21 protein-coding genes are annotated in these 23019 nt (G+C 64.4%); 8 read left to right on the forward strand and 13 right to left on the reverse strand.

The genetic code is table 11. The annotated features are described in order from the left end of the window. The first annotated feature begins 3 nt into the window (after nucleotides 1–3). Both KY495_RS11165 and KY495_RS11170 read left to right on the forward strand, forming a co-directional pair. Nucleotides 4–1050, forward strand: coding sequence for a 3-deoxy-7-phosphoheptulonate synthase (locus KY495_RS11165; RefSeq protein WP_219883695.1), 1047 nt, complete (start codon nucleotides 4–6; stop codon nucleotides 1048–1050). After that, nucleotides 1047–2225, forward strand: coding sequence for an MFS transporter (locus KY495_RS11170; RefSeq protein WP_219883696.1), 1179 nt, complete (start codon nucleotides 1047–1049; stop codon nucleotides 2223–2225). Before KY495_RS11165 ends, KY495_RS11170 begins: the two co-directional genes overlap by 4 nt. Before the next feature lie 8 nt (nucleotides 2226–2233). On the opposite strand, the gene thpR is transcribed toward KY495_RS11170, so the two are convergent. The 8 genes from thpR to KY495_RS11210 form a co-directional block, all read right to left on the reverse strand. After that, nucleotides 2234–2737 carry an RNA 2',3'-cyclic phosphodiesterase gene (gene thpR / locus KY495_RS11175; RefSeq protein WP_219883697.1) on the reverse strand — a complete coding sequence of 168 codons (504 nt, stop codon included), beginning with the start codon at nucleotides 2735–2737 and terminating at the stop codon, nucleotides 2234–2236. 7 nt (nucleotides 2738–2744) lie between these two features. Next, a complete protein-coding gene (gene panB / locus KY495_RS11180; RefSeq protein ID WP_219883698.1) occupies nucleotides 2745–3605 on the reverse strand; it encodes a 3-methyl-2-oxobutanoate hydroxymethyltransferase in 861 nt (286 codons plus the stop codon). A 170-nt stretch (nucleotides 3606–3775) separates the two neighbouring features. Then, nucleotides 3776–4123 (reverse strand): DMT family protein, encoded by a 348-nt coding sequence (locus tag KY495_RS11185; protein ID WP_219883699.1) that lies wholly within the window; start codon nucleotides 4121–4123, stop codon nucleotides 3776–3778. 1 nt (nucleotide 4124) lies between these two features. Next, on the reverse strand, nucleotides 4125–4598 hold the full coding sequence (gene folK, locus KY495_RS11190) for a 2-amino-4-hydroxy-6-hydroxymethyldihydropteridine diphosphokinase (RefSeq protein ID WP_219883700.1): 474 nt from the start codon (nucleotides 4596–4598) through the stop codon (nucleotides 4125–4127). Continuing rightward, nucleotides 4595–6019, reverse strand: a complete 1425-nt coding sequence (pcnB, locus tag KY495_RS11195) for a polynucleotide adenylyltransferase PcnB (protein WP_219883701.1) — start codon at nucleotides 6017–6019, stop codon at nucleotides 4595–4597. Before pcnB ends, folK begins: the two co-directional genes overlap by 4 nt. Then, nucleotides 6012–6686: an HAD family phosphatase gene (locus tag KY495_RS11200; protein WP_219883702.1), complete on the reverse strand. Its 675-nt coding sequence runs from the start codon at nucleotides 6684–6686 to the stop codon at nucleotides 6012–6014. The genes pcnB and KY495_RS11200 overlap by 8 nt, the downstream gene beginning before the upstream one ends. Further along, a complete protein-coding gene (gene hda, locus KY495_RS11205; protein ID WP_219883703.1) occupies nucleotides 6683–7363 on the reverse strand; it encodes a DnaA regulatory inactivator Hda in 681 nt (226 codons plus the stop codon). Before hda ends, KY495_RS11200 begins: the two co-directional genes overlap by 4 nt. 17 nt (nucleotides 7364–7380) lie before the next feature. After that, nucleotides 7381–8463 carry an AI-2E family transporter gene (locus KY495_RS11210; RefSeq protein WP_219883704.1) on the reverse strand — a complete coding sequence of 361 codons (1083 nt, stop codon included), beginning with the start codon at nucleotides 8461–8463 and terminating at the stop codon, nucleotides 7381–7383. A gap of 149 nt (nucleotides 8464–8612) precedes the next feature. Here KY495_RS11210 and purM point away from each other — a divergent pair, with 149 nt between their 5' ends. Both purM and KY495_RS11220 read left to right on the forward strand, forming a co-directional pair. Next, nucleotides 8613–9656 (forward strand): phosphoribosylformylglycinamidine cyclo-ligase, encoded by a 1044-nt coding sequence (purM, locus tag KY495_RS11215; protein ID WP_219883705.1) that lies wholly within the window; start codon nucleotides 8613–8615, stop codon nucleotides 9654–9656. 205 nt (nucleotides 9657–9861) lie between these two features. Continuing rightward, nucleotides 9862–13149, forward strand: a complete 3288-nt coding sequence (locus tag KY495_RS11220) for a carboxypeptidase regulatory-like domain-containing protein (protein WP_219883706.1) — start codon at nucleotides 9862–9864, stop codon at nucleotides 13147–13149. Between the two features lie 44 nt (nucleotides 13150–13193). Here KY495_RS11220 and KY495_RS11225 read toward each other — a convergent pair whose 3' ends face one another. From KY495_RS11225 to KY495_RS11245, 5 genes are read right to left on the reverse strand one after another with little or no spacing between them, the layout of a single operon-like run. Further along, complete coding sequence (locus KY495_RS11225; RefSeq protein WP_219883707.1) at nucleotides 13194–14405, reverse strand: 6-phosphofructokinase; 1212 nt, start codon at nucleotides 14403–14405, stop codon at nucleotides 13194–13196. Nucleotides 14406–14460: 55 nt separating this feature from the next. Continuing rightward, nucleotides 14461–16536 (reverse strand): sodium:solute symporter family protein, encoded by a 2076-nt coding sequence (locus tag KY495_RS11230; RefSeq protein WP_219883708.1) that lies wholly within the window; start codon nucleotides 16534–16536, stop codon nucleotides 14461–14463. Next, the gene (locus tag KY495_RS11235; RefSeq protein WP_219883709.1) at nucleotides 16533–16817 is read right to left on the reverse strand and encodes a DUF4212 domain-containing protein; all 285 of its coding nucleotides are present in this window, start codon (nucleotides 16815–16817) and stop codon (nucleotides 16533–16535) included. The genes KY495_RS11230 and KY495_RS11235 overlap by 4 nt, the downstream gene beginning before the upstream one ends. Continuing rightward, nucleotides 16814–18319 (reverse strand): sensor histidine kinase, encoded by a 1506-nt coding sequence (locus KY495_RS11240; RefSeq protein WP_374041001.1) that lies wholly within the window; start codon nucleotides 18317–18319, stop codon nucleotides 16814–16816. Before KY495_RS11240 ends, KY495_RS11235 begins: the two co-directional genes overlap by 4 nt. Then, complete coding sequence (locus tag KY495_RS11245; protein ID WP_219883710.1) at nucleotides 18320–19003, reverse strand: response regulator transcription factor; 684 nt, start codon at nucleotides 19001–19003, stop codon at nucleotides 18320–18322. Nucleotides 19004–19160: 157 nt separating this feature from the next. Here KY495_RS11245 and recA point away from each other — a divergent pair, with 157 nt between their 5' ends. From recA to sucC, 4 genes are all read left to right on the forward strand, one after another. Then, a complete protein-coding gene (gene recA / locus KY495_RS11250) occupies nucleotides 19161–20243 on the forward strand; it encodes a recombinase RecA (protein WP_219883711.1) in 1083 nt (360 codons plus the stop codon). 15 nt (nucleotides 20244–20258) lie between these two features. Then, nucleotides 20259–20717: a recombination regulator RecX gene (recX, locus tag KY495_RS11255; RefSeq protein WP_219883712.1), complete on the forward strand. Its 459-nt coding sequence runs from the start codon at nucleotides 20259–20261 to the stop codon at nucleotides 20715–20717. 447 nt (nucleotides 20718–21164) lie between these two features. Beyond that, complete coding sequence (locus KY495_RS11260; protein ID WP_219883713.1) at nucleotides 21165–21728, forward strand: DUF2889 domain-containing protein; 564 nt, start codon at nucleotides 21165–21167, stop codon at nucleotides 21726–21728. A gap of 112 nt (nucleotides 21729–21840) precedes the next feature. After that, entirely contained in the window at nucleotides 21841–23010 is a 1170-nt protein-coding gene (gene sucC / locus KY495_RS11265; protein WP_219883714.1) for an ADP-forming succinate--CoA ligase subunit beta, read from the forward strand. Nucleotides 23011–23019 lie beyond the last annotated feature (9 nt).

Genomic DNA, 23019 nt, shown 5'->3' on the forward strand with positions numbered 1-23019 from the left:
CCCATGAAACGAGATTTCCTGGCCGAGCCGGCGCCGTCCGCCACCAGCGCCATGCCCAGCCCCGCCCAGTTGCGCGCCGGACTGCCGTGCGACCGCGTCGCCGCAGCCACCGTGGCTGTCGGGCGTGCCACCATTTGCGACATCCTGGCGCGGCGCGACCGCCGCCTGCTGGTGGTGGTGGGGCCCTGCTCAATACACGACCCGGCTGCCGCCCTCGATTACGCCAGCCGCCTGGCGCAGCTGGCGCGTGAAGTGCAGCCCACGCTGTACCTCGTCATGCGCGTGTACTTTGAAAAGCCGCGCACCAGCACCGGCTGGAAAGGCTTGATCAACGATCCGCACATGGATCAATCCTTTCGCATCCCGGAAGGCATGCAGCTCGCGCGCGGCCTGCTGCTCGATGTCGCCCGGCTTGGCGTGCCGGCTGCGGTGGAGGCGCTCGATCCGATGTCCCCGCAGTACCTGGCTGACCTGGTCAGCTGGGCCGCCATTGGTGCGCGAACCACCGAGTCGCAAACCCACCGCGAGATGGCGTCCAGCCTGCCGCTGCCGGTGGGATTCAAGAACGGGACCGACGGTGGCGTTGGGGGTGCCATCAACGCCATCCGCGCTGCGTCGCGGCCCCACGCTTTCCTGGGCCTGGACGCCGATGGCCGCGCGGCGGTGGTGCGCACCCGGGGTAACGCCAACATCCACCTGATTCTGCGCGGCGGCAGCGCCGGTCCCAATTTCGATGCGGCCAGCGTGGCCGGCGCCACCAGGGCCATGCAGGCGGCAGGGCTGGACCCGGCCATCATGGTCGACTGCTCGCACGGCAATGCGGGCAAGGACCACCGGCGCCAGATTACTGTCCTGGAAGACGTTGTGCGCCAGCGCCATGGCGGCAACCGCGACATCATCGGCGTGATGCTGGAGAGCTTCATCGAAGCCGGTAGCCAGCCGTTGAGCGGAAACCTGCGCTACGGCTGCTCCGTCACCGACCCTTGTCTCGACTGGGCGGACACCGCCCGCGCCTTGCGCGCCGTGCATCGTGCGCTGGAGCGCACATGACGGTGCAGGCGCGCACGGTGCTGGTGGTGGCGGCACTGCAGTTTGTGTACATCCTGGATTTTGTGATGGTGCTGCCGCTCGGCCCGGACCTTGCGCGTGCGCTCGGCTTCGCGGTCGACCGGGCCGCCCTCCTGACTGCCGCCTACACACTGGCGTCGGTACTGGCCTCGCTCGCGTGCCTGCATGTGCTGGACCGCTTTAACCGCAAGACGGTGCTGCTGGTATCGTTTGGCCTGCTCGCGCTGGCCACGTGGGCCAGCAGCATGGCCACCGGCCTGGACTCCCTGCTGCTGGCGCGCGCCGTAACAGGCATGGCCGGCGCGCCCGCGATCGCAACCGGGATGGCGCTGGTGATCGACGTCACGCCGCCTGCGCAGCGCGGCAGGACGCTGGCCCGCGTCATGGCCGGCTTTGCGCTGGCCGCGGTGGCCGGCGTGCCAATGGCCCTGGAGCTGGCGCGCTTTGGCGGCTGGCAGCTGCCGTTCCAGTCACTGGCGGCGCTGGCGCTGCTGGTGTGGCTGGTGGCCGCTATTGTCTTGCCCGCGCCGGCGGGCCGTGCCGCGCAAGGCGCCGGCCTGGGGCAGCTCCTGCGGCGCGGTCCGGTGCGCCATGCCTGCGTGGTGCAGGGCCTGAGCCAGTTTTCAGCCTTCCTGCTGATCCCGCACTTTTCCGCCTATTACCTGTTCAATCTCGGCTATCCGCGGGCGCACCTGGGTGTGCTCTATATGGCCGGCGGCGTCACTGCCTTCGTCACGGTGCAGGTCCTGGGCCGCCTGGCCGACCGCGCCGGTCCGCGCCAGGCGGTGCTGATGGCCAGTGCCGCCATGGCGCTCGGCGTCATCCCACTGCTGGTGGACGCGCGGCTCCTCCTGCCGGTGCTGGTCCTGTGCTTCGTGTGCTTCATGGCCGGTAACGCGGGGCGCAATGTGAGCCTGCTGGCGGCACTCAGCCACGTGCCACGGGGCGACGAGCGTGCCGCTTTCATGGCCTTGCAGGGGATGGTGCAGGACGTGGCCATTGCTGCCGCGGCCCTGGTCAGCGGCGCCATGCTGGCGCAGGGGACGGACGGCACATTGTCAGGCATGGGCATGGTGCTTGCCTGTGCGGCGGTGACAGGTGCGGCCGTGCCACTGGCGCTGTCAGGTCAAAAGCAGTATGTGCGGGCCACGCACTAGGCGCGTCATCAGGGGCGCCCTGGCCACTGTGCCAGGACGATGTAGCCTTCCTCGGGCGTGGACTGCACCAGGGCGTAGCCGGAGACCTGCCAGGTAATGGGCGGACCAACGGTGTCGATCAGCGCCTTGCCGGCCCGGCGCGCCAGCGTGACGTGGGGCCGGTAGGGCCGGCTGTCCACGGCCAGCCCGGCGCCAGTGACCGCGGCCGACAGGCGTGCATGCAGGGCGATCAGTTCGGGCGGCGTGGCGAGCGGCTCCAGCACTGCCAGGCCGCTGTGCCATAGCGCGTTGTGGCCGAAGCGCAGTTCAAACGGCTCGCATGGTACCTCCAGCGATGCTGCCAGGTGCGGCAGCGCCGCCTGTTCCACCTCGCCCAGGAAATGCAGCGTCACATGCAGGCGCTCGGTCCTGGTGGGCGTGGCAGAGCGGGGCCAGCGCCAGCCGTTTTGCCACTGCACCAGCTGGTGGCGCAGCGGCGCATCAGGCCACAATGCCAGGAACAGGCGCGCCATGTCAGCCTCAGAAGCAGTGTTCCGGCGCGGGGAAGCTGCCATCCTTGACGGCGGCGACATAGGCATTGACTGCGCCCTCGATGGTGCTCTGGCCCTCCATGAAGTTCTTCACGAAGCGCGCCTTGCGGCCGGGGAAAACGCCGAGCATGTCGTGCATCACCAGCACCTGGCCGGAGCAGTCGGGGCCACCGCCGATGCCGATGGTCGGAATCGCCAGCAGCTCGGTGACTTCCTTGCCGAGGGTGGCGGGAATGGCTTCGATCACCAGCAGCGAGGCACCCATTGACTGCAGCAGCAGCGCGTCGGCCTTCAGATGGTCTGCACTTTCGATGGTCTTGCCCTGCACTTTGTAGCCACCGAGCTGGTGCACCGACTGCGGCGTCAGGCCAAGGTGGGCGCACACGGGAATGGCGCGGTCGACCAGGAATTTGACGGTATCGGCCAGCCAGGCACCGCCTTCGAGCTTGACCATGTGGGCGCCGGCCTGAATCAGCTGCACGGCGTTGGTGAATGCCACTTCCGGCGTCGGGTAGCTGCCAAACGGCATATCGGCCAGAATCAGCGCGCTCTTGCTGCCGCGCGCCACGGCGGCGGTATGGTAGGCCACTTCCGCGACCGTGACAGGCAATGTGGACGTGTGGCCGTTGCACACCATGCCGAGCGAATCGCCGATCAACAGGATCTCCACGCCGCAGCGGTCCATCAGGCTGGCGAAACTGGCGTCATAGCAGGTCAGCATGGTGATCTTGGTGCCCGCCGCGCGCAAAGCGTTGAGCGAGGGGATGGTGACAGCCTTCGTGACCATGGGCTTGACCGGGGCCGGCGCATCGCCGCCCGCCATGTCCTTGCCCTGCAGATAACCGCTCATATTATTCCTTTGATATCAAAAAAGAGGACGACCGTGCTAGTGTAATGCGAAGCGACCGGATGCGCAGGGGAACGTTTAGGAGGATGATTCGAATTGTGCCGCTACAGTGTCAGGCCCTGCAGGACCCCTTGGGCCGCACTCGATTTCAGCACGGTGTTCTCAACTGCACCTCAACTGCGGAAGATGAAGTACACCGCGCCCACCAGGCACAGTCCGGCCCACACGAAATCCCACTTGAACGGCTGGTTCATGTAGAACATCGCGAACGGCACGAACACGGTCAGCGTGATCACTTCCTGCATGATCTTGAGCTGCGCCAGGCTGTACTGGGTGTAGCCAATACGGTTGGCCGGGACCTGAAGCAGGTACTCGAACAGGGCAATGCCCCAGCTGACGATGGCGGCGTACCACCACACCTTGGTCTGCATGTTCTTGAGGTGGCCGTACCAGGCAATGGTCATGAAGACGTTGGAGAGCACCAGCAGGCCCACGGTCTGGAACAGGACAGGAATCTGCATGTCAGGCCAGCTTGCTGATGCCCTGGTCCAGCACCGCGGGCAAAAAGCCGCTGGCCGGGCCGCGGCCGGGAATGATCACATGCGGCGCAATTTCCAGCAGCGGCACGATGACAAATGCACGGTCCTGCATGCGCGGGTGTGGAATGTGCAGCGCCGGCTGGTCAATCACTTCGTCGCCATACAGCAGAATGTCCAGGTCGAGCGTGCGCGGGGCATTGCGGTACGGGCGTTCGCGTCCGTGCGCCAGTTCGATAGCGTGCAGCGCCGCCAGCAGGTCCGCGGCCGGCTGCGATGTTTCGATGCTGGCCACCGCATTCACGTAATCGTCTCCCGACGAATCGATCGGCGCCGTGCGATATTTGGCCGAGCAGGCCAGCAGGCGCGAGCCCGGCAGCATGGACAGGCGCGCGATCGCATCGTCCACGTTTGCCGCGGCGTCACCGAGATTGGCCCCGATGCCGATGTAAGCAATCATTCGAAGCTGGAGCCGCCCGGGTTGCTGCCGCCGGACGTGCCGCTGTGCCCACCATCGCTGCCGCTGCCGCTGCCGCCGCCGTCGCCGCCAGTGCGGCTGCGCGATGACCTGCGCGGTGCGCGCTTGCGCTTCGGGCCTGGCGTCGAGACGGCTGTCGTCAGCAGCTGTTCGCGCTCGACGGCATCGCCTTCGTAGAACGCGGTCCACCATTCGCCGATCTCGGACTCGATTTCGCCGGACTCGCAGCGCAGCAGCAGGAAGTCGTAGCCGGCCCGAAAGCGCGGATGCTCCAGCAGCTTGTACGGCGCTTTTCCATTGCGCCGTTCAAAACGGGGCTGCATGGACCAGATGTCGCGCATGTCCGAGCCGATCTTGCGCTGCAAGGCCAGCTTTTCGGTCTGCGAATCGAGCACGTCGTCGGCGGCCAGGTGCAGGGCCGGGATGGGCGACTCGCCTGCGGCGCAGTAGGCCGTCCACTTTTCCACCACCTGGTGCCACAAGAGCGATGCAAACAGGAAGCCGGGCGACACTCCCTTGCCGGCCTTGACGCGGTTGTCGGTGGACTCCAGCGCCAGGGTCACGAACTTCATGCCGATCGGCTGCTCCAGCACCACGTCGAGCAGTGGCAGCAGACCGTGATGCAAGCCTTCCTTGCGCAGCTGCTGCAGGCAGGCCAGCGCGTGCCCGCTCATGAGCAGCTTGAGCATTTCGTCAAACACGCGCGCTGCCGGCACGTTGTCGATGAGGGAGGCCATGACGGCGATCGGCTCGCGCGTGGCCGGTTCAATGGTAAAGCCAAGGCGCGCCGCAAAACGCACCACGCGCAGCATGCGCACCGGGTCTTCGCGGTAGCGCGCTTCCGGCTGGCCAATGATGCGCAGCGTCTTGTCGCGAATGTCGGCAATGCCGCCGTGGTAGTCCAGCACCTGCTGGGTGGCCGGATCGTAGTACATGGCGTTGATGGTGAAGTCACGCCGCATGGCGTCTTCGTGCTGCGGGCCGAAATTGTTGTCGCGCAGGACGCGGCCATGTTCGTCCTTGGGCGCGCTCGATTCGCCGGCACCGCGGAAGGTCGTCACTTCCAGCAGGTCTTGGCCAAACATCACATGCACGATCTGGAAGCGCTTGCCGATGATGAAGGCGCGCCGGAACAGGCGCTTGACCTGTTCGGGCGTGGCGTCGGTCGCAATGTCGAAGTCCTTGGGCTTGATCCCCAGCAGCAGGTCGCGCACGGCGCCGCCGACCACGAAGGCCTTGAAGCCTGCCTCCTGCAGCGAGGAGGTGACGCGGATTGCGTTGGAGGACAATAGCTTTGGATCGATTCCGTGTTCGGTCGCCCCCAGGATGACAGGCTCGGTCTTGTCGCGGACCGGCGCTTTGTCTTTGACGCCAAGGAATTTGCGGATGAATTTTTTAATCATTGAATAGATAAAGTGATGGCCAGCCAAGGCGCTCTGCATGCGTCGACAGCGCAGCATTCGGGTTGGTCGCGACAGGGTGGGTGACGACGGACAGGAGAGGAATATCGTTGTGCGAATCGCTGTAAAAATGGCTGCTCTCGAACGCGGCGAGCGGCTTGCCCATCTTTTCCAGCCATGCGTGCGTATGGGTGACCTTGCCCGGACCGGAGGTGGGTACGCCGAGCAGCCTACCGGTTAGGTTGCCATTGGCGTCTTCTTCCGGCACCGCGGCGATCAGGTGCTCCACGCCCAGCGCCGCGGCGATGGGTGCGGTCACGAAGCGGTTGGTGGCGGTGATGATGCATACCAGGTCGCCGGCCTCGATGTGCTGCTGCAGCAGCGCGCGCGCGCGCGCCGTGATGGCCGGGGTGATGACTTCGGCCATGAACTGCGCGTGCATGGCGTCGAGCTGCGAGCGCGGAAAGCGCGCCAGGGTACCCAGCGCGAACTCCAGGTACTCCACCGGGTCGAGCGTGCCGGCCTGGTACTGTTCGAAGAAGTCGTCGTTGGCGCGCTTGAAGGCGACAGGGTCGACGGCGCCGGTTCGTACCAAAAATTCGCCCCATTCATGGTCCGAGTCGATCGGCAGCAGGGTGTGGTCAAGGTCGAACAGGGCCAGTTTTTTCATTCTTTGGGGTCCGCGGCAGTGGCATTGGAGAGCAGGTCGCGCAGCAGCGGCAGCGTGACCGGGCGCTGCGTTTCAAGGGAATACTGATCGAGGGCGTCCAGCATCGTCGACAGGGAGCGCATGTCGCGCTTGAAATGCGATAGCAGATAGGGTAACACGGTGGCTGACAGCGTCAAACCGCGCGCTTCGGCGGCATGGGTGAGGGCAGCGATCTTTTCTTCGTCAGACAGGCCATGGATCTGGTAAATCAGGCCCCAGCCCATGCGCGTGCGCAGGTCTTCGCGCACCGGCAGCACCGCCGGCGGCACCGCTCCGGTACTGACCATGAAGGCGCCATGCTCGCGGATCTGGTTAAACAGGGCAAAGGCGTCGATCTGGGCTTCGGCACCGAGCTTGTCGCAGTCGTCGAGCAGGTACAGGGTGACCTCCGGCGTGAAGGTGAATTCTTCGCCGGCAGCGCCCGGGCCGATGTAGCGCGACGCCGGCGTGGCGGCCAGGCCTTGCAGCAGGTGGGTCTTGCCGGCGGCAGTCTCGCCCCACAGGTAGGCAAAATGCTCGCGCGCGCTGCGCTGCGCGAACTGGTGCATCAGGTGCGCCAGTTCGGCATTTTGGCCAACCTCGAAGGTATCGAGGCTGTGGGCCTGTTCCGCGCCCAGGTCGAGTACCAGCTGTTTCATCTGCGTTTTTTCATGATCTACGCATTATAAAAGCTGCTGCGCAGATAGTGTGCACGCAAATGGCGGAAGGCCACCATCAGCACCGCCGACGCGGGCAGCGCCAGCAGCACGCCGGTGAAGCCAAACAGCTGCCCAAAGGCGAGCAGGGCGAAGATGACGGTGAGGGCCGACAGGCCGATGCGCTCGCCCACCAGGCGCGGCGTGAGGATGAAACTCTCGAACAGCTGGCCAAACAGGTAAATACCGGCCACCATGCCCACGCCGTACCAGCCGGGAAACTGCAGCACGGCCGCCACCAGGGCCAGCACCATGCCCAGGCCAAAGCCGACATAGGGAATGAATACCAGCACGCCGCTGATGATGCCCACCGGGATGGCCACGTCCAGTCCCAGCATGGTCAGGGCAAATGAATAGAACACGGCCAGCACGATCATGACCAGCAGCTGGCCGCGCATGTACTCGGCCAGCAGGGCGTCCACCTCGCGCGCCATGGCGACGGTCTGGTCCACGTAGCGGCGCGGAATGGCGTCGGCCACGCTGCGCATGAGGCCATGCCAGTCAAGCAGCATGTAGAACATCACCACCGGCACCAGGGTGAGCGTGACGAACCAGCCCAGCACGGCGCCGCCGCCAATGCGCAGGCTGTTCAAGACCGTGGACCAGATCTGGTCGCCGCTGGTGGCCAGCTGCTCGCTGGCGATTTTCTTCAGGCCCGACATGTCGAGCTGGACGTTGATGCCCAGCTGCTGCAGCAAGGGTGCCAGCATCATGTCGAGTTTGATGAGGAACTGGGGAATCTGCACTCGCAGCAGGGGGATCTCTTTCTGGATCACCGGTACCACGATCAGCACCAGGGCGAACATGATGGCGATGAACACGGTCATGACGATCACCACCGCGAACAGGCGCGGCATGCGCCAGCGGCCCACGCGGCGCCGTTCCAGGAAGTTGACCGCGCCCGAGAGGGCGTACGCCAGGATGGCCGAGGCGACGAAGGGCGCCACCGTGGGGCCGAGCAGGTACAACAGGAAGAAAAATGCCAGCCAGGCGACCAGCCAGAATGTGGTCTGCTTCTGTTCCGGGGTCAGGGAAAATGGCATGGTGGTGTTGTAATGTGGGTTAAATCGTCCGGGAACGGGCCAGTTTGATAAAATAGCGGATTGACCAGTTTTGAGGCCGCAGGATGTTAATTGCGGCTCCGAATACGTCCACCGCCTTCTATTTTACCGCCTCCGCTGCCAAATACACCATGAGCCAATCTTCTAATGTTTCACTCTCCTACCGCGACGCCGGTGTCGATATCGATGCTGGCGACGCCCTGGTCGAAGCGATCAAGCCTTTTGCCAAGCGCACCATGCGCGAAGGCGTCATGGGCGGCATCGGCGGCTTTGGCGCGCTGTTCGAGATCAGCAAGAAGTTCAAGGAGCCGGTGCTGGTGTCGGGCACCGACGGCGTGGGCACCAAGCTCAAACTCGCGTTCGAACTCAATCGCCACGACACCGTCGGCATCGACCTGGTGGCCATGAGCGTCAACGACATCCTGGTGCAGGGCGCAGAACCGCTGTTCTTCCTCGATTATTTCGCATGCGGCAAACTCGATGTGCCGACCGCCACGGCGGTGGTCAAGGGCATTGCCCAGGGCTGCGAGCAGGCTGGCTGCGCACTGATCGGCGGCGAAACGGCGGAAATGCCAAGCATGTACCCGGCCGGCGAATACGACCTGGCAGGGTTTGCCGTCGGCGCGGTAGAAAAGTCGAAGATCATCGATGGCACCAAAATCACCCCGGGCGACGTGGTCCTGGGCCTGGCCTCGTCGGGCGCGCATTCCAATGGCTACTCGCTGGTGCGCAAGATCATCGACGTGGCCAAGCCTGACCTGGAAGGCGACTTCCACGGCCGCAAGCTATCCGATGTGCTCATGGAGCCGACCCGCATCTACGTCAAGCCGCTGCTGGCGCTGATGGAATCGATGGAAGTGAAGGGCATGGTGCACATCACCGGCGGTGGCCTGGTGGAAAACGTGCCGCGCGTGCTGCAGCCCCACCTGACTGCCGTACTCGATTCCAAGGCCTGGACCATGCCGCCGCTGTTCCAGTGGCTGCAGCAGCATGGTGGCGTGGCCGACGCCGAAATGCACCGCGTGTTCAATTGCGGCATCGGCATGATCGTCATCGTGTCAAAAGAAAACGCGGATGCCGCCTTTGCCCAGCTGCAGGCGGCCGGCGAAACCGTGTCACGCATCGGCACCATCCGCGAGCGCGCAGGCGACGAGCACCAGACCATCGTCGAATAACACCTGCAGGCGGTTTTTGCGGCGTCTCCCCGCGCCCGCACCAGTTCGCTGGTGCGGGCGTTTGCGTTAACCCTGCCATTTTCCGCAGCTACATATATTTTGTTCAATTTTAGTTGATTTAAAATTAACGTTGAATTACTATCACGCGGCTCGTCCGGAACCATATCCCGGATGACTTTCCCAAATCGCTTCGTGAAAGTACTTCATGTCCAAATTAATCAATGTAACGCGCAGCCTGATGCTCGGCGCCTCGCTGCTGCTGTCGCTGGCCGGCTGCGGCGGCGGTGGCAACGATGGGGCCACCGAGCGTCCCCCGCATGATTCCTCGGTCGGCAGCGTGAGCGGCCGCGTGGTCGATGCCCAATCTGGCCAGGCCATTGCCGGCGCCGAAGTGAAAATCGGCGACCAGCGCACCACCACCGACGCCGACGGCAAGTATTCCCTGAAAACCGTCACCTTCGGGCCGCAGCGCGTGGTCCAGTTCAGCAAGGCGGAATATGCGTCCAACTTTGCTACCGTGCGCGTCGACATCGACGGCAATACGGTTGCCGACCGCACCCTGGCCCGCGTCGGCGTACGCCAGGAAGTGAGCGCCGCCGACGGTGGCGTGGTGACCATGGCCGGCTCGCCCGCCATGGTCACGCTGCCTGCCGCCGGCATTGTCCGGACCGGCGGCGCCGCTTATACGGGGCCGGTGATGGTGGAAATGACGCCGATTGATCCAGGCGTGAATCCATTGAACATGCCCGGCAACTTCCGCGCAGAAAACGAAGCCGTGCCCATCGAAAGCATGGGCGCGCTGCAGGTGGAACTGCGCGACAGCACAGGCGCCTTGCTCAACCTGGCACCGGGCAAGACCGCCACCATCCGCATTCCGGTTCCGGCCGGGGCGGCCAGCCCGCCTTTGACCATGCCGCTGTACTACTTCAAGGAGTCAACCGGCCTGTGGGTGCGCGAAGGGGCCGCCACGCTGGCCGGCAGTGCGCCCAACCAGTACTACGAAGGCACGGTCTCCCACTTCACGGTCTGGAACGCCGACATGCCGATGGATACCATCTACATCCATGGCTGCGTGGTCAATGCCAGCAATCAACCGCGCTATGCGACGGTGACCACGGACGGCATTGATTATTTCGGTGCCGCCCAGGAGCAAACCGGCCAGGACGGCAAGTTCAAGATCGCCGCCCGGCGCAACAGCAAGGTGCAGGTCAGCGCCCTTGTCGGCGACGAGGTGGGCAGCGTGTATGTGACGACCGGTGACAGCGATATCGTTCTGCCTTCGTGCATTGAGGTCGGCGCCAAGCCGCCAGTCATCGTGCAGCAGCCAGTGGCACTGACGATCGCACCGGGCTTCATCGCTACGCTGGAAGTGGTGGCTGAAAATGCGGCGCAATACACCTGGTACCGCAACGGCACCGTGGTGTACGCGGGTGGCCGCTCGCTGACGCTGTTTGGCACCGCCGGGGTGGCCGGCACCTATCATGTTGTGGTCAGCAATGCCCACGGCAGCGTCACCAGCACCAGCGTCAGCGTCACTGTCGCCATGCCATCGGCGCCACCCGTGATCTCGCAACAGCCGGCGGACGTGCACGTGGTGACCGGTACCGCGCCCACCTTCAGCGTGGTGGCCGCAGGCGACGCCCTGACCTACCAATGGCTGCGCGACGGCGTGGAGATCGCCGGTGCCCAGGGTCCCGAGCTGACCCTGCCGGCAGCGCTGGCGGGCGACAACGGCGCCGTGTTTTCGGTGCGGGTCAACAATGCGGCCGGTGCCGTAACCAGCGCCGGCGCGCGCCTGGTGGTCGCGGCCGAAGCTGTCATGCCTGCCATTACCCAGCACCCTGGCAACGTCACGGCCGCCGTTGGCCAGAATGCCAGCTTCGCGGTCAGCGCCAGCGGGACCGGGCCGCTGTCTTACCAGTGGCTGCGCGAAGGCGTGGCCATTGCGGGCGCGGTCGATGCCACGTACCAGACGGGCGCCCTGACGCAGGCCGATCACGGCGTCAAGTTCTCAGTCAGGGTCAGTAATGCCAAGGGCACGGTGACCAGCAATGCGGCCACCGTCTCGATCAGCCAGGGTTCCGGCGTGAGCGGCTTGCATCTGGCCTTCGGCTACGGTTCTCCCGTGAACAACCAGCTGGCCTATGGCGCTGTGCCGGCTGCCGGCGGCACAGCCGTGCCCCTGCACCCGGCCGGGCAGGGCGAACTGGCCGGCTACCTGATCCAGGGTCAGATCAGCAATGGCCTGGCCAGCGATTTTTACGCGCGCAGCATGCTGTTCTGGAAAAATGGCACCCTGATCCGGCGTGACCTGTCGGGCCCGAACGGGCTGCCGCCGGAAGTGCGCCTGTCCACCATCACCTCCGCCAATGCCTGCGGTTTGAGCAATGGCAGCGACGATGTCCAGATGGGCAATGACGCGGTCAACGCGCTGCAATCGTGGCTCGTGGTGCAGAAGCGGGGGCCGGACAGTGCCTGCAATACCGACGACGACCAGTACTTCGCGGTGCGTGCCAACATGGGCGCGGCTGATGCGCCGCTGCAGGTTTCCCGCCCGGTTGCCACCATCCATTCGGCACAGGGCGCCCTGACCGGCTGGCTGGTGCGCAATGGCATGCAGATGCAGCGCGTCAATGCCGACTTCTCCAACCCCGTGAACCTGTTTACCCTGCCTGCGGATGACGCCGAATTCATGTCCGGCGCCGAACTGAGCAACACTGCAGTGTTCAGCGCCGGCGATGGCGTCTTTGCGGTGGATCTGAACGCTGCGGCCCCGGCCGCGCTCACGCGCCTTGCCACGGTCGCTGCCGATGAAACGCTGAGCGAGCTGCAACAGGCCAATCCGCGCGAAATCGTCTTTGCCCTGCGCGGGACCACCCAGACCCGCCTGCTGCGCTACACCATCGCCACCGGCACGACCCAGGCGATCGGCACCGTCGGCGGCCTTGGTGACATCGCCATTGTCACCCCGACCCGGGTGCTGGCGCGCAGTAGCCAGGGCGGCCTGCTGTCATTCCCCCTTGCCGGCGGCGCACCGACCGAGCTGGCAGGTTCCGCCTCGATGTTGAGTTCACTGTTCATCCATGCCGGCGGCGAACGGATCTGGCAAGAAGCCAACGGCAGCGTCGTCTCGATCAACAGCGATGGCACGGGCCTGCAGACCCTCTCGGGCAGCAAGCTCGCAGGCTGCGTCCTCAAGCCGCAGACCGCGATCTGGTCGAGCTGGCCGGAATGCGACGCCATCATGGTGGTGAGCGGCACCTCCCTGCGCAGCTACGATGCGCAGTCCGGCGCCGCCCGTATCACCTACGGCAATGTGCAAGTGCCTAATGGCCAGCTGAACTCCTTCTTTTATTTCAGCCCGCTCACGGCATGGGGCCAGGCCGGCATCCTGACTCAGGTGGTGTCGAACAGCGACTATAGCCAGGCTACGATGCTCAGTTACCTGCTCAAGACGGATCAGGCAGGCGTGACCCAGGTGGTGGTGCAGTAAGACTGGCGCATGCGCGTAGCGGAAAAGGGGCTTCGGCCCCTTTTCTACGCGCCGATCTTTTTCACCCGCGCGGCGCGCAGGCGATGCGCGTCCGGCATGCCGGCACCGAGCAGCGGCTTGAGGTAGCGGATGAACGCTGGCGTCACATCGGTCCCGCTGGCGCTGATCAACTCATCTTCCATCACGCGCGTCTTGCCGGCCACCGATTCGAGCGCCACCAGCTCGTAGTCGACGGCGTAGTCGCCGCTGCGCTTGATCGCCACCGACCCGTCGCGCTCGCCCCACATGGCAAACTGCACGGCTTTTTCGCCCACCTCGCGCGCTTCGCGCTGGTCCACGTCCGACACGCAGCCGCTGAAGCTGCGCTGCAGGTAGCCAAAGGTGTCGCCGCGTACCCGCTTGATGCCCAGCTTTGACTTGATTTCATCGCACAGCAGGTCCGCCAGCGCCCCGGTGCCCGATAGCTGCACATTGCCGTGGGCGTCGCGCTCCACTTCCGCGGCCAGCAGGGTGGCAATGGCTTCGCCGGACGCATCGTGAATGCCTTCGGACACCGCTACCACGCAGCGGCCATGCTTGTCATACATGGCCTTGACGTCGGCCAGGAAGTTCTCCAGCACGAAGGTGCGCTCCGGCAGATAGATCAGATGTGGGCCGTCGTCCGGGAACTTGCGGCCAAGCGCCGCGGCCGCGGTCAGAAAGCCCGCGTGGCGACCCATCACCACGCCCACGTACACGCCGGGCAGCGAAGCGTTGTCCAGGTTGGCACCGGCAAAGGCCTGGGCCACGAAGCGCGCGGCCGACGGAAAGCCAGGCGTGTGGTCATTGCCAACCAGGTCGTTGTCGATGGTCTTGGGGATATGGATGCAGCGCAGGGGATAGCCATGCTTTTGCGCTTCCAGGCTGACGATGCGCACCGTGTCGGACGAATCGTTCCCGCCAATGTAGAAAAAATGCTCGATCTGGTGCGCGCGCAGCGATTCAAAAATCTTCGCGCAGTAGGCCGCATCAGGCTTGTCGCGGGTCGAGCCCAGGGCCGACGATGGCGTGGCCGCCACCAGTTCCAGATTGGCCGTGGTTTCCTGCGTCAGGTCCAGGAAGTCCTGGTTGACAATGCCGCGCACGCCGTGCAGTGCGCCATACACCTTGGTGACATTGGCGAAGCGGCGCGCTTCCAGCACCACGCCCACCATCGATTGGTTGATGACGGCGGTCGGGCCGCCACCCTGGGCAACCAGAATTTTTCCTGACGACATAGCATCTCCTTGTAGTGGGCATGTTTGCCAATTCATTGTGGCCAGCTTACCTGAATTACGCCTTGTTGATGAAGTCATCGACTTCGTCGGGCGAGCGGATATGGTCGACCAGGCCGTTGCTCATCGCGTCCGGTGCGGGGGTCAACAGGCTGACGATGACCAGTACCGCGATGCCTGCCGGGACGCCGAAAATGCCGGCCGAAATCGGTGCGATATGAAACCACTGGCCGGCGGCGCTGCCGCCCAGGATCGGGTGCGTGTGCAGCATGTAAAAGACGCACACCGAAAAGCCGGCCAGCATGCCGGCAATGGCGCCGGCGTGGTTGGCGCGCTTCCAGAACACGCCGCATACGAGGGCCGGGAACAGGGTCGACGCGGCCAGCGAAAACGCGGCGCCCACCAGCGACAGGATGTCGGCCGGGCGCTGCGAAGCCGCATACGCCGCAATGAAAGCGACGCCGAGCAAGAGCAGCTTGGAGATCGTCACGCGCTTCTGGGTGGAGGCGGCCGGATCAACCACCTTGTAGTAGACGTCGTGCGAGAGGGCGTTGGAAATGGCCAGCAGCAGGCCATCGGCCGTGGACAGCGCGGCGGCCAGGCCGCCGGCTGCCACCAGCCCGGAAATCACATACGGCAGGCCCGCGATTTCGGGCGTGGCGAGCACCAGCACGTCGCCATCGATGGCAATTTCCGCCAGCTGCACGATCCCATCGCCGTTGATGTCGGCCACGCTGATCAGGGGCGTGATGCGGTCCACATTGGCCCAGTAGGAGATCCAGGTGGGCAGACTGGCAAAATCCGATCCCACCAGCGCGCTGTAGATGTCGTACTTGACCAGCACCGCGAGCGCGGGAATGGTCAGGTACACCAGCAGGATGAAGAACAGGGTCCAGAATACCGATACGCGGGTATCGCGCACGCTCGGGGTGGTATACGAGCGCATGAGGATGTGGGGCAGGGCGGCGGTACCGAGCATGAGGCACAGCACCAGCGCCAGGAAATTATTGCGGCGAATGTCTGAGCCTTCCGGCGTGTCCGCCGGGTAGGGCTGCGCGTGGGGCTGGGGCACGCGCGAGCGCGCCAGGTTGGCGTCGCGCGCAGCGCTCCAGATGCGGCCCGCCTCCTCGGCCGTCTTGGGGTAGGCGATGAGGGCGCGTTCGGCTGCGCGCACGTCCTGCATCGACACGTTGCGCAGGCGCGCTGCATCGAGCATGCGCTGCGCCTCCTGCAGGCCCGCTTCCCACGACGCCGGCAGCGTGCGCACACGTTCATCGAATTGCTCGGCACGCATGCGGAACATCGAGCGCACCTGCATTTCGCGCGGGTCCGACTGCAGTTCGCGTTCCCGCTCGGCCAGCTTGGGCAGCACCGCGCCATAGGCCATTTGTGGCACCGGGTTGTCGGTATGTTTCATCGACAGCCACATGGTGGGAATCAGGAAGGCGACCAGGATGATGATGTACTGCGCCACCTGGGTCCAGGTAATGGCGCGCATGCCGCCCAGGAAGGAGCACACCAGGATGCTGGCCAGCCCCAGGAAAATCCCGACCGAGAAATCGACTCCCGTAAAGCGCGAGGCAATCAGGCCTACTGCGTAAATCTGCGCCACCACGTAGGTGAAGGACACGATGATCGTGGCCCCCACCGCGATCATGCGCACCGGCGCGCCGCTGCCTTGCCGGCCGCCGCCAAAGCGCACGGCCAGAAAGTCGGGAATGGTGTACTGGGCGAAGCGCCGCAGGTAGGGCGCGATCAGCAGCGCCACCAGGCAGTAGCCACCGGTCCAGCCCATGATGTAGGCCAGGCCGTCGAAGCCGTACAGGTACAGGCCACCGGCCAGGCTGATGAAACTGGCCGCCGAGATCCAGTCGGCGGCCGTGGCCATGCCGTTGAACAGGGCCGGGACGCGGCGTCCGGCCACATAGTATTCCGAGACGTTGGAGGTGCGGCTGATGACGCCGATGGCCGCGTACAGGCCAATGGTGGCGACCATGAACAGGTAGCCGATCCACACACGCGGCATGCCTTCGTTTTCCAGGCTCGCCAGCGACACCAAAAAGCCGGCAAAGCACGCCGTGTAATACAAATAGTAGCGCGACAGGCGCCGGAAGTAGGAGTCCTTGCTTTTCATGCGGCGCCCCGCATGGCGCGCACAAAGCGGCGGTCGGCGCGCCGCATGGCCAGCGCGTAGATGCCGATCACGGCAAGGTAGATCAGCGAGCAGCCCTGGGCGGCCATGTAGAACGACAGCGGCCATCCAAGCACGGTAAGCGTGGCCAGCTCACGCGCAAAGAAGACGGTGACGACGGTGGTCAGGAACCATAGCCCGCACAGCATTGCCGTTACGCGGCGCGCGCGGCGCCAGTGCAGCGCACGTTGACGCAGCAAGGCCGCGAGCGGCGTGGATGTCATGCTGGCTCCTTATGATGGGGGAAGGTGATGCGGAATTGCGACCCGGGCCACCTGGCGCTGCTGCTGTGTGGATTGTGGAAGATGTCGACTTCGGCGTCATGCTGCTGGGCGATCTCGCGCACGATGGCCAGGCCAAGACCGCTGCCTTGCGCCGTGCTCCCCAGTACCCGGTAAAACCGTTCAAACACGTGGCCGCGTTCACCCGGTGCGATGCCGGGCCCGGTATCTTCCACTTCCAGCACGGCGTACTCTTCATCCTGGCGCACGCGCACCGTTACGCTGCCGCGCGCGGGCGTGTAGCGCAGGGCGTTGTCGATCAGGTTCGACAGCAGCTCGCGCAGCATGACGGCATTGCCTTCGATGGGAACCGGGGCGGCGGCGCCCTCGAAGCCCATGTCGATCCTGGCCGCCATCGATGCCTGCACCCATTCGCGCACCGTGTCGCGCGCCACCGCGTTCAAGTCCAGCGCGGCAAGGGCAGTACCGGCATGCGGATGGTGCTCGGCCCTGGCCAGCGCCAGCAGCTGGTTGACCAGGCGCGTGGCCGACTCCGAACTGGTGGCCAGCTGCTCGAGCGAGCGGTGGATTTCGTCGGGATGCTTCTGGCGCAGGGCCAGCTCGGACTGCATGCGCATGCCTGCCAGCGGGGTCTTCATCTGGTGCGCTGCGTCGGCGATGAAGCGCTTCTGCATTTCGATGGTCTGCGACAGGCGACCCAGCATGTCGTTGAGGGAGCCGACCAGCGGCGAAATCTCTTCCGGCACCTGGCGCGCGTCGATCGGCGAGAGGTCGTCGGGGCGGCGCGCACGGATACGCTCCTGCAGCTGGGCCAGCGGCGACAGGCCGCGCGCCAGCGCAAACCAGACCAGGGCCAGCACGATGGGCAGGATGATGAACTGGGGCAGGATCACGCCCTTGATGATTTCGTTGGCCAGCTGCGCGCGCTTGTCCAGCGTTTCGGCCACCTGCACCAGGGCGGCGGGCGGCTCGTCGCCCGGGGCCGATTTCGGGCGCAGGTTCACATATGAAAAGGCGATGCGCACCGGCGTGCCGTTCATGCTGTCGTTGCGAAAGTGGACGCGCCCGGTGCGGTAGCGGTCGGGGGACAGCGGTTGCGGCATGTCGCGGTCGCCGTCCACGTGCTCGGCCTGCGGGCCGGTGATCTGGAAGTAGACGCTGTCCACATCATCGGCGCGCAGGATGTCGCGCGCACTGCCGGGCAGGCGCGAGATCACGCGGCCATCGACTTCCTTGACCTGCTGCGCCAGCACCGTCACGCTGTCTTCCAGTGCGTGGTCGAAGGGCTGGTTGGCGATCGATTTGGCCACCAGGTAGGTGATGGCGATACTCATGGGCCACAGCAGCAGCAGCGGGGCCAGCATCCAGTCGAGGATCTCGCCAAACAGCGAGTGCTGCATGTTTTCGTCCGGCTCCGGATTGGGCGGGACGTACAGCGCCACGGGCGCGGCGTCGGCCTGGCTGCCGGCGAAACCGTTCTCCACTTAGGATTCGCCCGCCGCCGCGAATTTTTCGAGGCAGTAGCCCAGACCGCGCACGGTGGCAATGCGCACGCCGCCCACCTCGATTTTCTTGCGCAGGCGGTGGACATAGACTTCGATGGCATTGTTCGACACTTCCTCGCCCCATTCGCACAGATGGTCCACCAGCTGCTCCTTCGACACCAGGCGCCCGGTGCGCGCCAGCAGGATTTCGAGCAGGCCCAGTTCACGCGCCGACAGGTCCAGCATCTGCTCGTTGATGTAGGCGCTGCGGCCCACCTGGTCGTAGGCCAGCGGGCCGTTGCGCACCACGGTGGGACCGCCGCCGGCGCCGCGCCGGGTCAGGGCGCGCACCCGCGCTTCCAGTTCCGACAGGGCAAAGGGCTTGGCCATGTAGTCGTCGGCGCCCAGGTCCAGGCCATTGACACGCTGCTCGATCGAGTCGGCCGCCGTCAGGATCAGCACCGGCAGCAGGGAGGCGCGCGTGCGCAGGCGGCGCAGCACTTCCAGGCCGGACAGGCGGGGCAGGCCCAGGTCCAGGATCAGCAGGTCGAACTCCTGGGTCGACAGGGCAGTGTCGGCGTCTTCGCCATTGTGGACGCAGTCGATCGCATAACCGGACTGGCGCAGTGAGCGCGTCAAGCCATCGGCAAGTACGCTATCATCTTCGGCTAGTAAAATACGCATGAATGGCACCCGGAAATATGTGCGCCTATTGTGTTTCATTTATCCCGGCCCCGGGAAAATTTTTGAAAACTCCCGCAAACACTGCTTGCCAAGACTACTGTACGCTTGTACAGTACTGACTGTGATGTGAAAACCGCCCTTTTTCTGAAAGAAAATAATGGACGACAAGAAAAACGTAATGAATGCTGCGGAAAAGGGCAAGGCGCTGGCCGCCGCCCTGGCGCAAATCGAAAAGCAGTTCGGCAAGGGTTCGGTCATGCGCATGGATGCGTCCACCCCGGTCGAGGAAGTGCAGACCGTGTCCACCGGTTCGCTGGGCCTGGACATCGCGCTGGGCGTGGGCGGGCTGCCGCGCGGCCGCGTGGTCGAAATTTACGGTCCCGAGTCGTCCGGTAAAACCACGCTGACGCTGCAGACCATCGCGCAAATGCAAAAGCTGGGCGGCACCTGCGCCTTTATCGACGCCGAGCACGCGCTGGACGTTACCTACGCCCAAAAGCTGGGCATCAACCTGTCGGAGCTGCTCATTTCGCAGCCGGACACGGGCGAGCAGGCGCTGGAAATCTGCGATGCGCTGGTGCGCTCGGGCAGCGTGGACATGATCGTGGTCGACTCCGTGGCGGCACTGACACCGCGCGCCGAGATCGAGGGCGACATGGGCGACTCCCTGCCAGGCCTGCAGGCACGCCTCATGTCCCAGGCACTGCGCAAGCTGACCGGCTCCATCAACCGCACCAACACGCTGGTGATCTTCATTAACCAGATCCGCATGAAGATCGGCGTCATGTTTGGCAGCCCGGAAACTACCACCGGTGGCAATGCGCTCAAGTTCTATGCCTCCGTACGCCTGGACATCCGCCGTACCGGTTCCATCAAGTCCGGCGACGAAGTCATCGGCAATGAAACCAAGGTCAAGGTCGTCAAGAACAAGATCGCGCCGCCATTCAAGGAAGCGCACTTCGACATCCTGTATGGCGAAGGCACGTCGCGCGAAGGCGAAATCCTCGATCTGGGCGCCGACAACAAGATCGTGGAGAAGTCCGGTTCCTGGTACAGCTATAACGGCGAACGTATCGGCCAGGGCAAGGACAATGCGCGCATCTATCTCAAGGAGCGGCCGGCACTGGCGCGCGAAATCGAGAACAAGGTCCGCGTGGCGCTGGGTGTGCGTGAACTGCCGCCTGCAGCCGGGGAAGAGCAGCCGGCCAAGGTCGCCAAGCTCAAGGCTGTTGCCGAGTAATCGGCTGGTGTGGCCGTGCCAGCGCCCCGGTTAAGCCTCAAGGCCCGTGCCTTGCGTTTTCTGTCGATGCGCGAGCACAGCCGGCTGGAGCTGGGGCGCAAGCTGGCGCGCCATGCAGAGGAGGGCGACGATGTCGATGCCCTGCTCGATTTTCTGGAAAAGAATAACTGGCTGTCGCAGGAGCGGTTTTCCGAGTCGCTCATCCACCGCCGGGCCGCGCGCTTTGGCAACAGCCGCATCGTGGCCGAGCTGCAAAGCCACGGGGTGGCGGGCGAAGCCCTGCAGGAACTCAAGCAAGGCTTGAACGAGAGCGAAACGGCGCGCGCCTGCGAGGTGTGGCAGCGCAAGTTCGGCACGGTGGCGACCGATCCTGCCGAGCGCAACAAGCAGATGCGCTTCCTGATGCAGCGCGGGTTTTCCCAAAAGGCGGTGCGCACTGCCATGAAGGGGGACCCTGGCGAGGATGACTGGTAGCGGGCAGGTTGCTCGTCCGGGGGCGCAGTGCCGGGCTCAGAAGTCCGGCCGGCGCGGCATCCGTACAACTGTGCATTGCCGCACAAGCGGTTCGCACGCACACTGTTTTTGTCCAAGGCGGAAAAGCGAGGACTTGACGTCCCTGGCATGGCCCGTAACGTCGCCTGGCAGCAGCCGGGCGCCTTACTCCTCAACGGCTATGTACATGGGGCGCCGAGCCTTCGCTTTTCCGTCTTTTTGTTTGCCAGCCGTGCCCGGGCTATCATTGCCCGCGAATATCATATCAGTCTGACAATCTCCACTCAAATAACCCTGCCGAGCAGCGCTGTGCTAAAATTTCATGGTTTTAGCAGCGCCGCATGAGCGGTTGTTGCCGTAGAAGCTGCGGCAACGTGCGTAAGCACACTGGCTGCATACTATTTACGCCGCATTTCGGCATTGGTCTTTATGCCCCTGTCTTCTCCCGTTCCCCGCGCGCTCCGCCATACCCGCGCCATCGAAGTCGCTGCCTACCTGCGCGACGATGGGCTGTGGGATCTTGACGCGCGCATCACTGACGTCAAGGTCAAGGATGTCACGCTCGCTTCCGGCCTGCGCCCGGGCGGCACCCGCCTGCACGACCTGTCCCTGCGCCTGACCATCAACCTTGAGCTCGTTGTAGTGGACGCCGAGGTGTCGTCCGACGCCGTGCCCTATCCCGGCTATTGCGACACGGTCGGCCCGGCCTACAAGCAATTGATTGGCTTGTCGCTCATGAAGGGTTTCCGTGCGGGCATCAAGGAACGACTGTCGGGCGTGCTAGGCTGTACGCACCTGAGCGAACTGGCGCAAATCCTCCCGACGGCTGCCATTCAGGCCTTTGCCAATGACGTCATCAAGACGCGCGACGGCGATGGCGACGACCTGCTGCCCGACCGCCCGTTTCAAATTGAACGTTGTCATGCCCTGCGCGCCGATGGCCCGGCAGTGGCCAGGTATTACCCGCGCTGGGTTGCCAAGCCGGTGTCCTAGGCCTCACGTAGCGCAGCAGCAGTTTGCAGTCCTCGCAGTCCCGTTTTAGTTGTTTTGAACCCGCACTTAACCGTATTTCCACATTATCAGTATCAGAAGAAGGGAAGCCAGCATGAAAATCCATGAGTATCAAGGCAAAGAAATCCTCCGGCAGTTCGGAGTGACGGTACCGCGCGGCATCCCGTGCATGTCCGTGGAAGAAGCCGTCAAGGCTGCCGAAGAGCTGGGCGGCCCGGTCTGGGTAGTCAAGGCGCAGATCCATGCTGGCGGCCGCGGCAAGGGCGGCGGCGTGAAGGTGGCCAAGTCGATGGAACAGGTCAAGGAATACGCCGAGCAGATCATGGGCATGCAGCTCAAGACCATCCAGACCGGCCCCGAAGGCCAGAAGGTGCGTCGCCTCCTGATCGAAGAAGGCGCCGACATCAAGAAGGAACTGTATGTGTCGCTGGTCACCGATCGCATCAGCCAGCGTGTGGTGCTGATGGCTTCCAGCGAAGGCGGCATGGATATCGAAGAAGTCGCGCACAGCAATCCTGAAAAGATCCACCACATCGCGATCGATCCCTCAGTGGGCCTGACCGATGCCGAGATCGACGACATCGCCGGCAAGATCGGCATTCCTCCCGAGTCGTTTGCCGATGCGCGCGTACAGTTCCATGGCCTGTACAAGGCATATTGGGAAACCGACGCGTCGCTCGCTGAAATCAACCCGCTGATCGTGACCGGCAGCGGCAAGATCGTCGCCCTGGACGCCAAGTTCAACTTTGACTCCAACGCCCTGTACCGCCAGCCCAACATCGTTGCCTACCGTGACCTGGACGAAGAAGATCCGGCCGAAATCGAAGCATCGAAGTTCGACCTGGCTTACATTTCGCTCGACGGCAATATCGGCTGCCTCGTCAACGGCGCCGGCCTGGCCATGGCCACCATGGACACCATCAAGCTGTTCGGCGGCGAGCCGGCCAACTTCCTGGACGTGGGCGGCGGTGCCACGGCTGAGAAAGTCACGGAAGCGTTCAAGATCATGCTGAAGAACCCGGGCCTGAAAGCCATCCTGGTCAACATCTTCGGCGGCATCATGCGCTGCGACGTGATCGCCGAAGGCGTGATCACCGCATCGAAGGCTGTTTCCCTGCAAGTGCCGCTGGTTGTGCGCATGAAGGGCACCAACGAAGACATCGGCAAGAAGATGCTGGCCGACTCCGGCCTGCCGATCATCGCCGCCGATACGATGGAAGACGCAGCCAAGGCCGTGGTTGCCGCTGCTGCTGGTAAAGCCTAATTCGAAGGA

It is taken from the genome of Massilia sp. PAMC28688, from assembly GCF_019443445.1.
Lineage (GTDB): Bacteria > Pseudomonadota > Gammaproteobacteria > Burkholderiales > Burkholderiaceae_D > Telluria_A.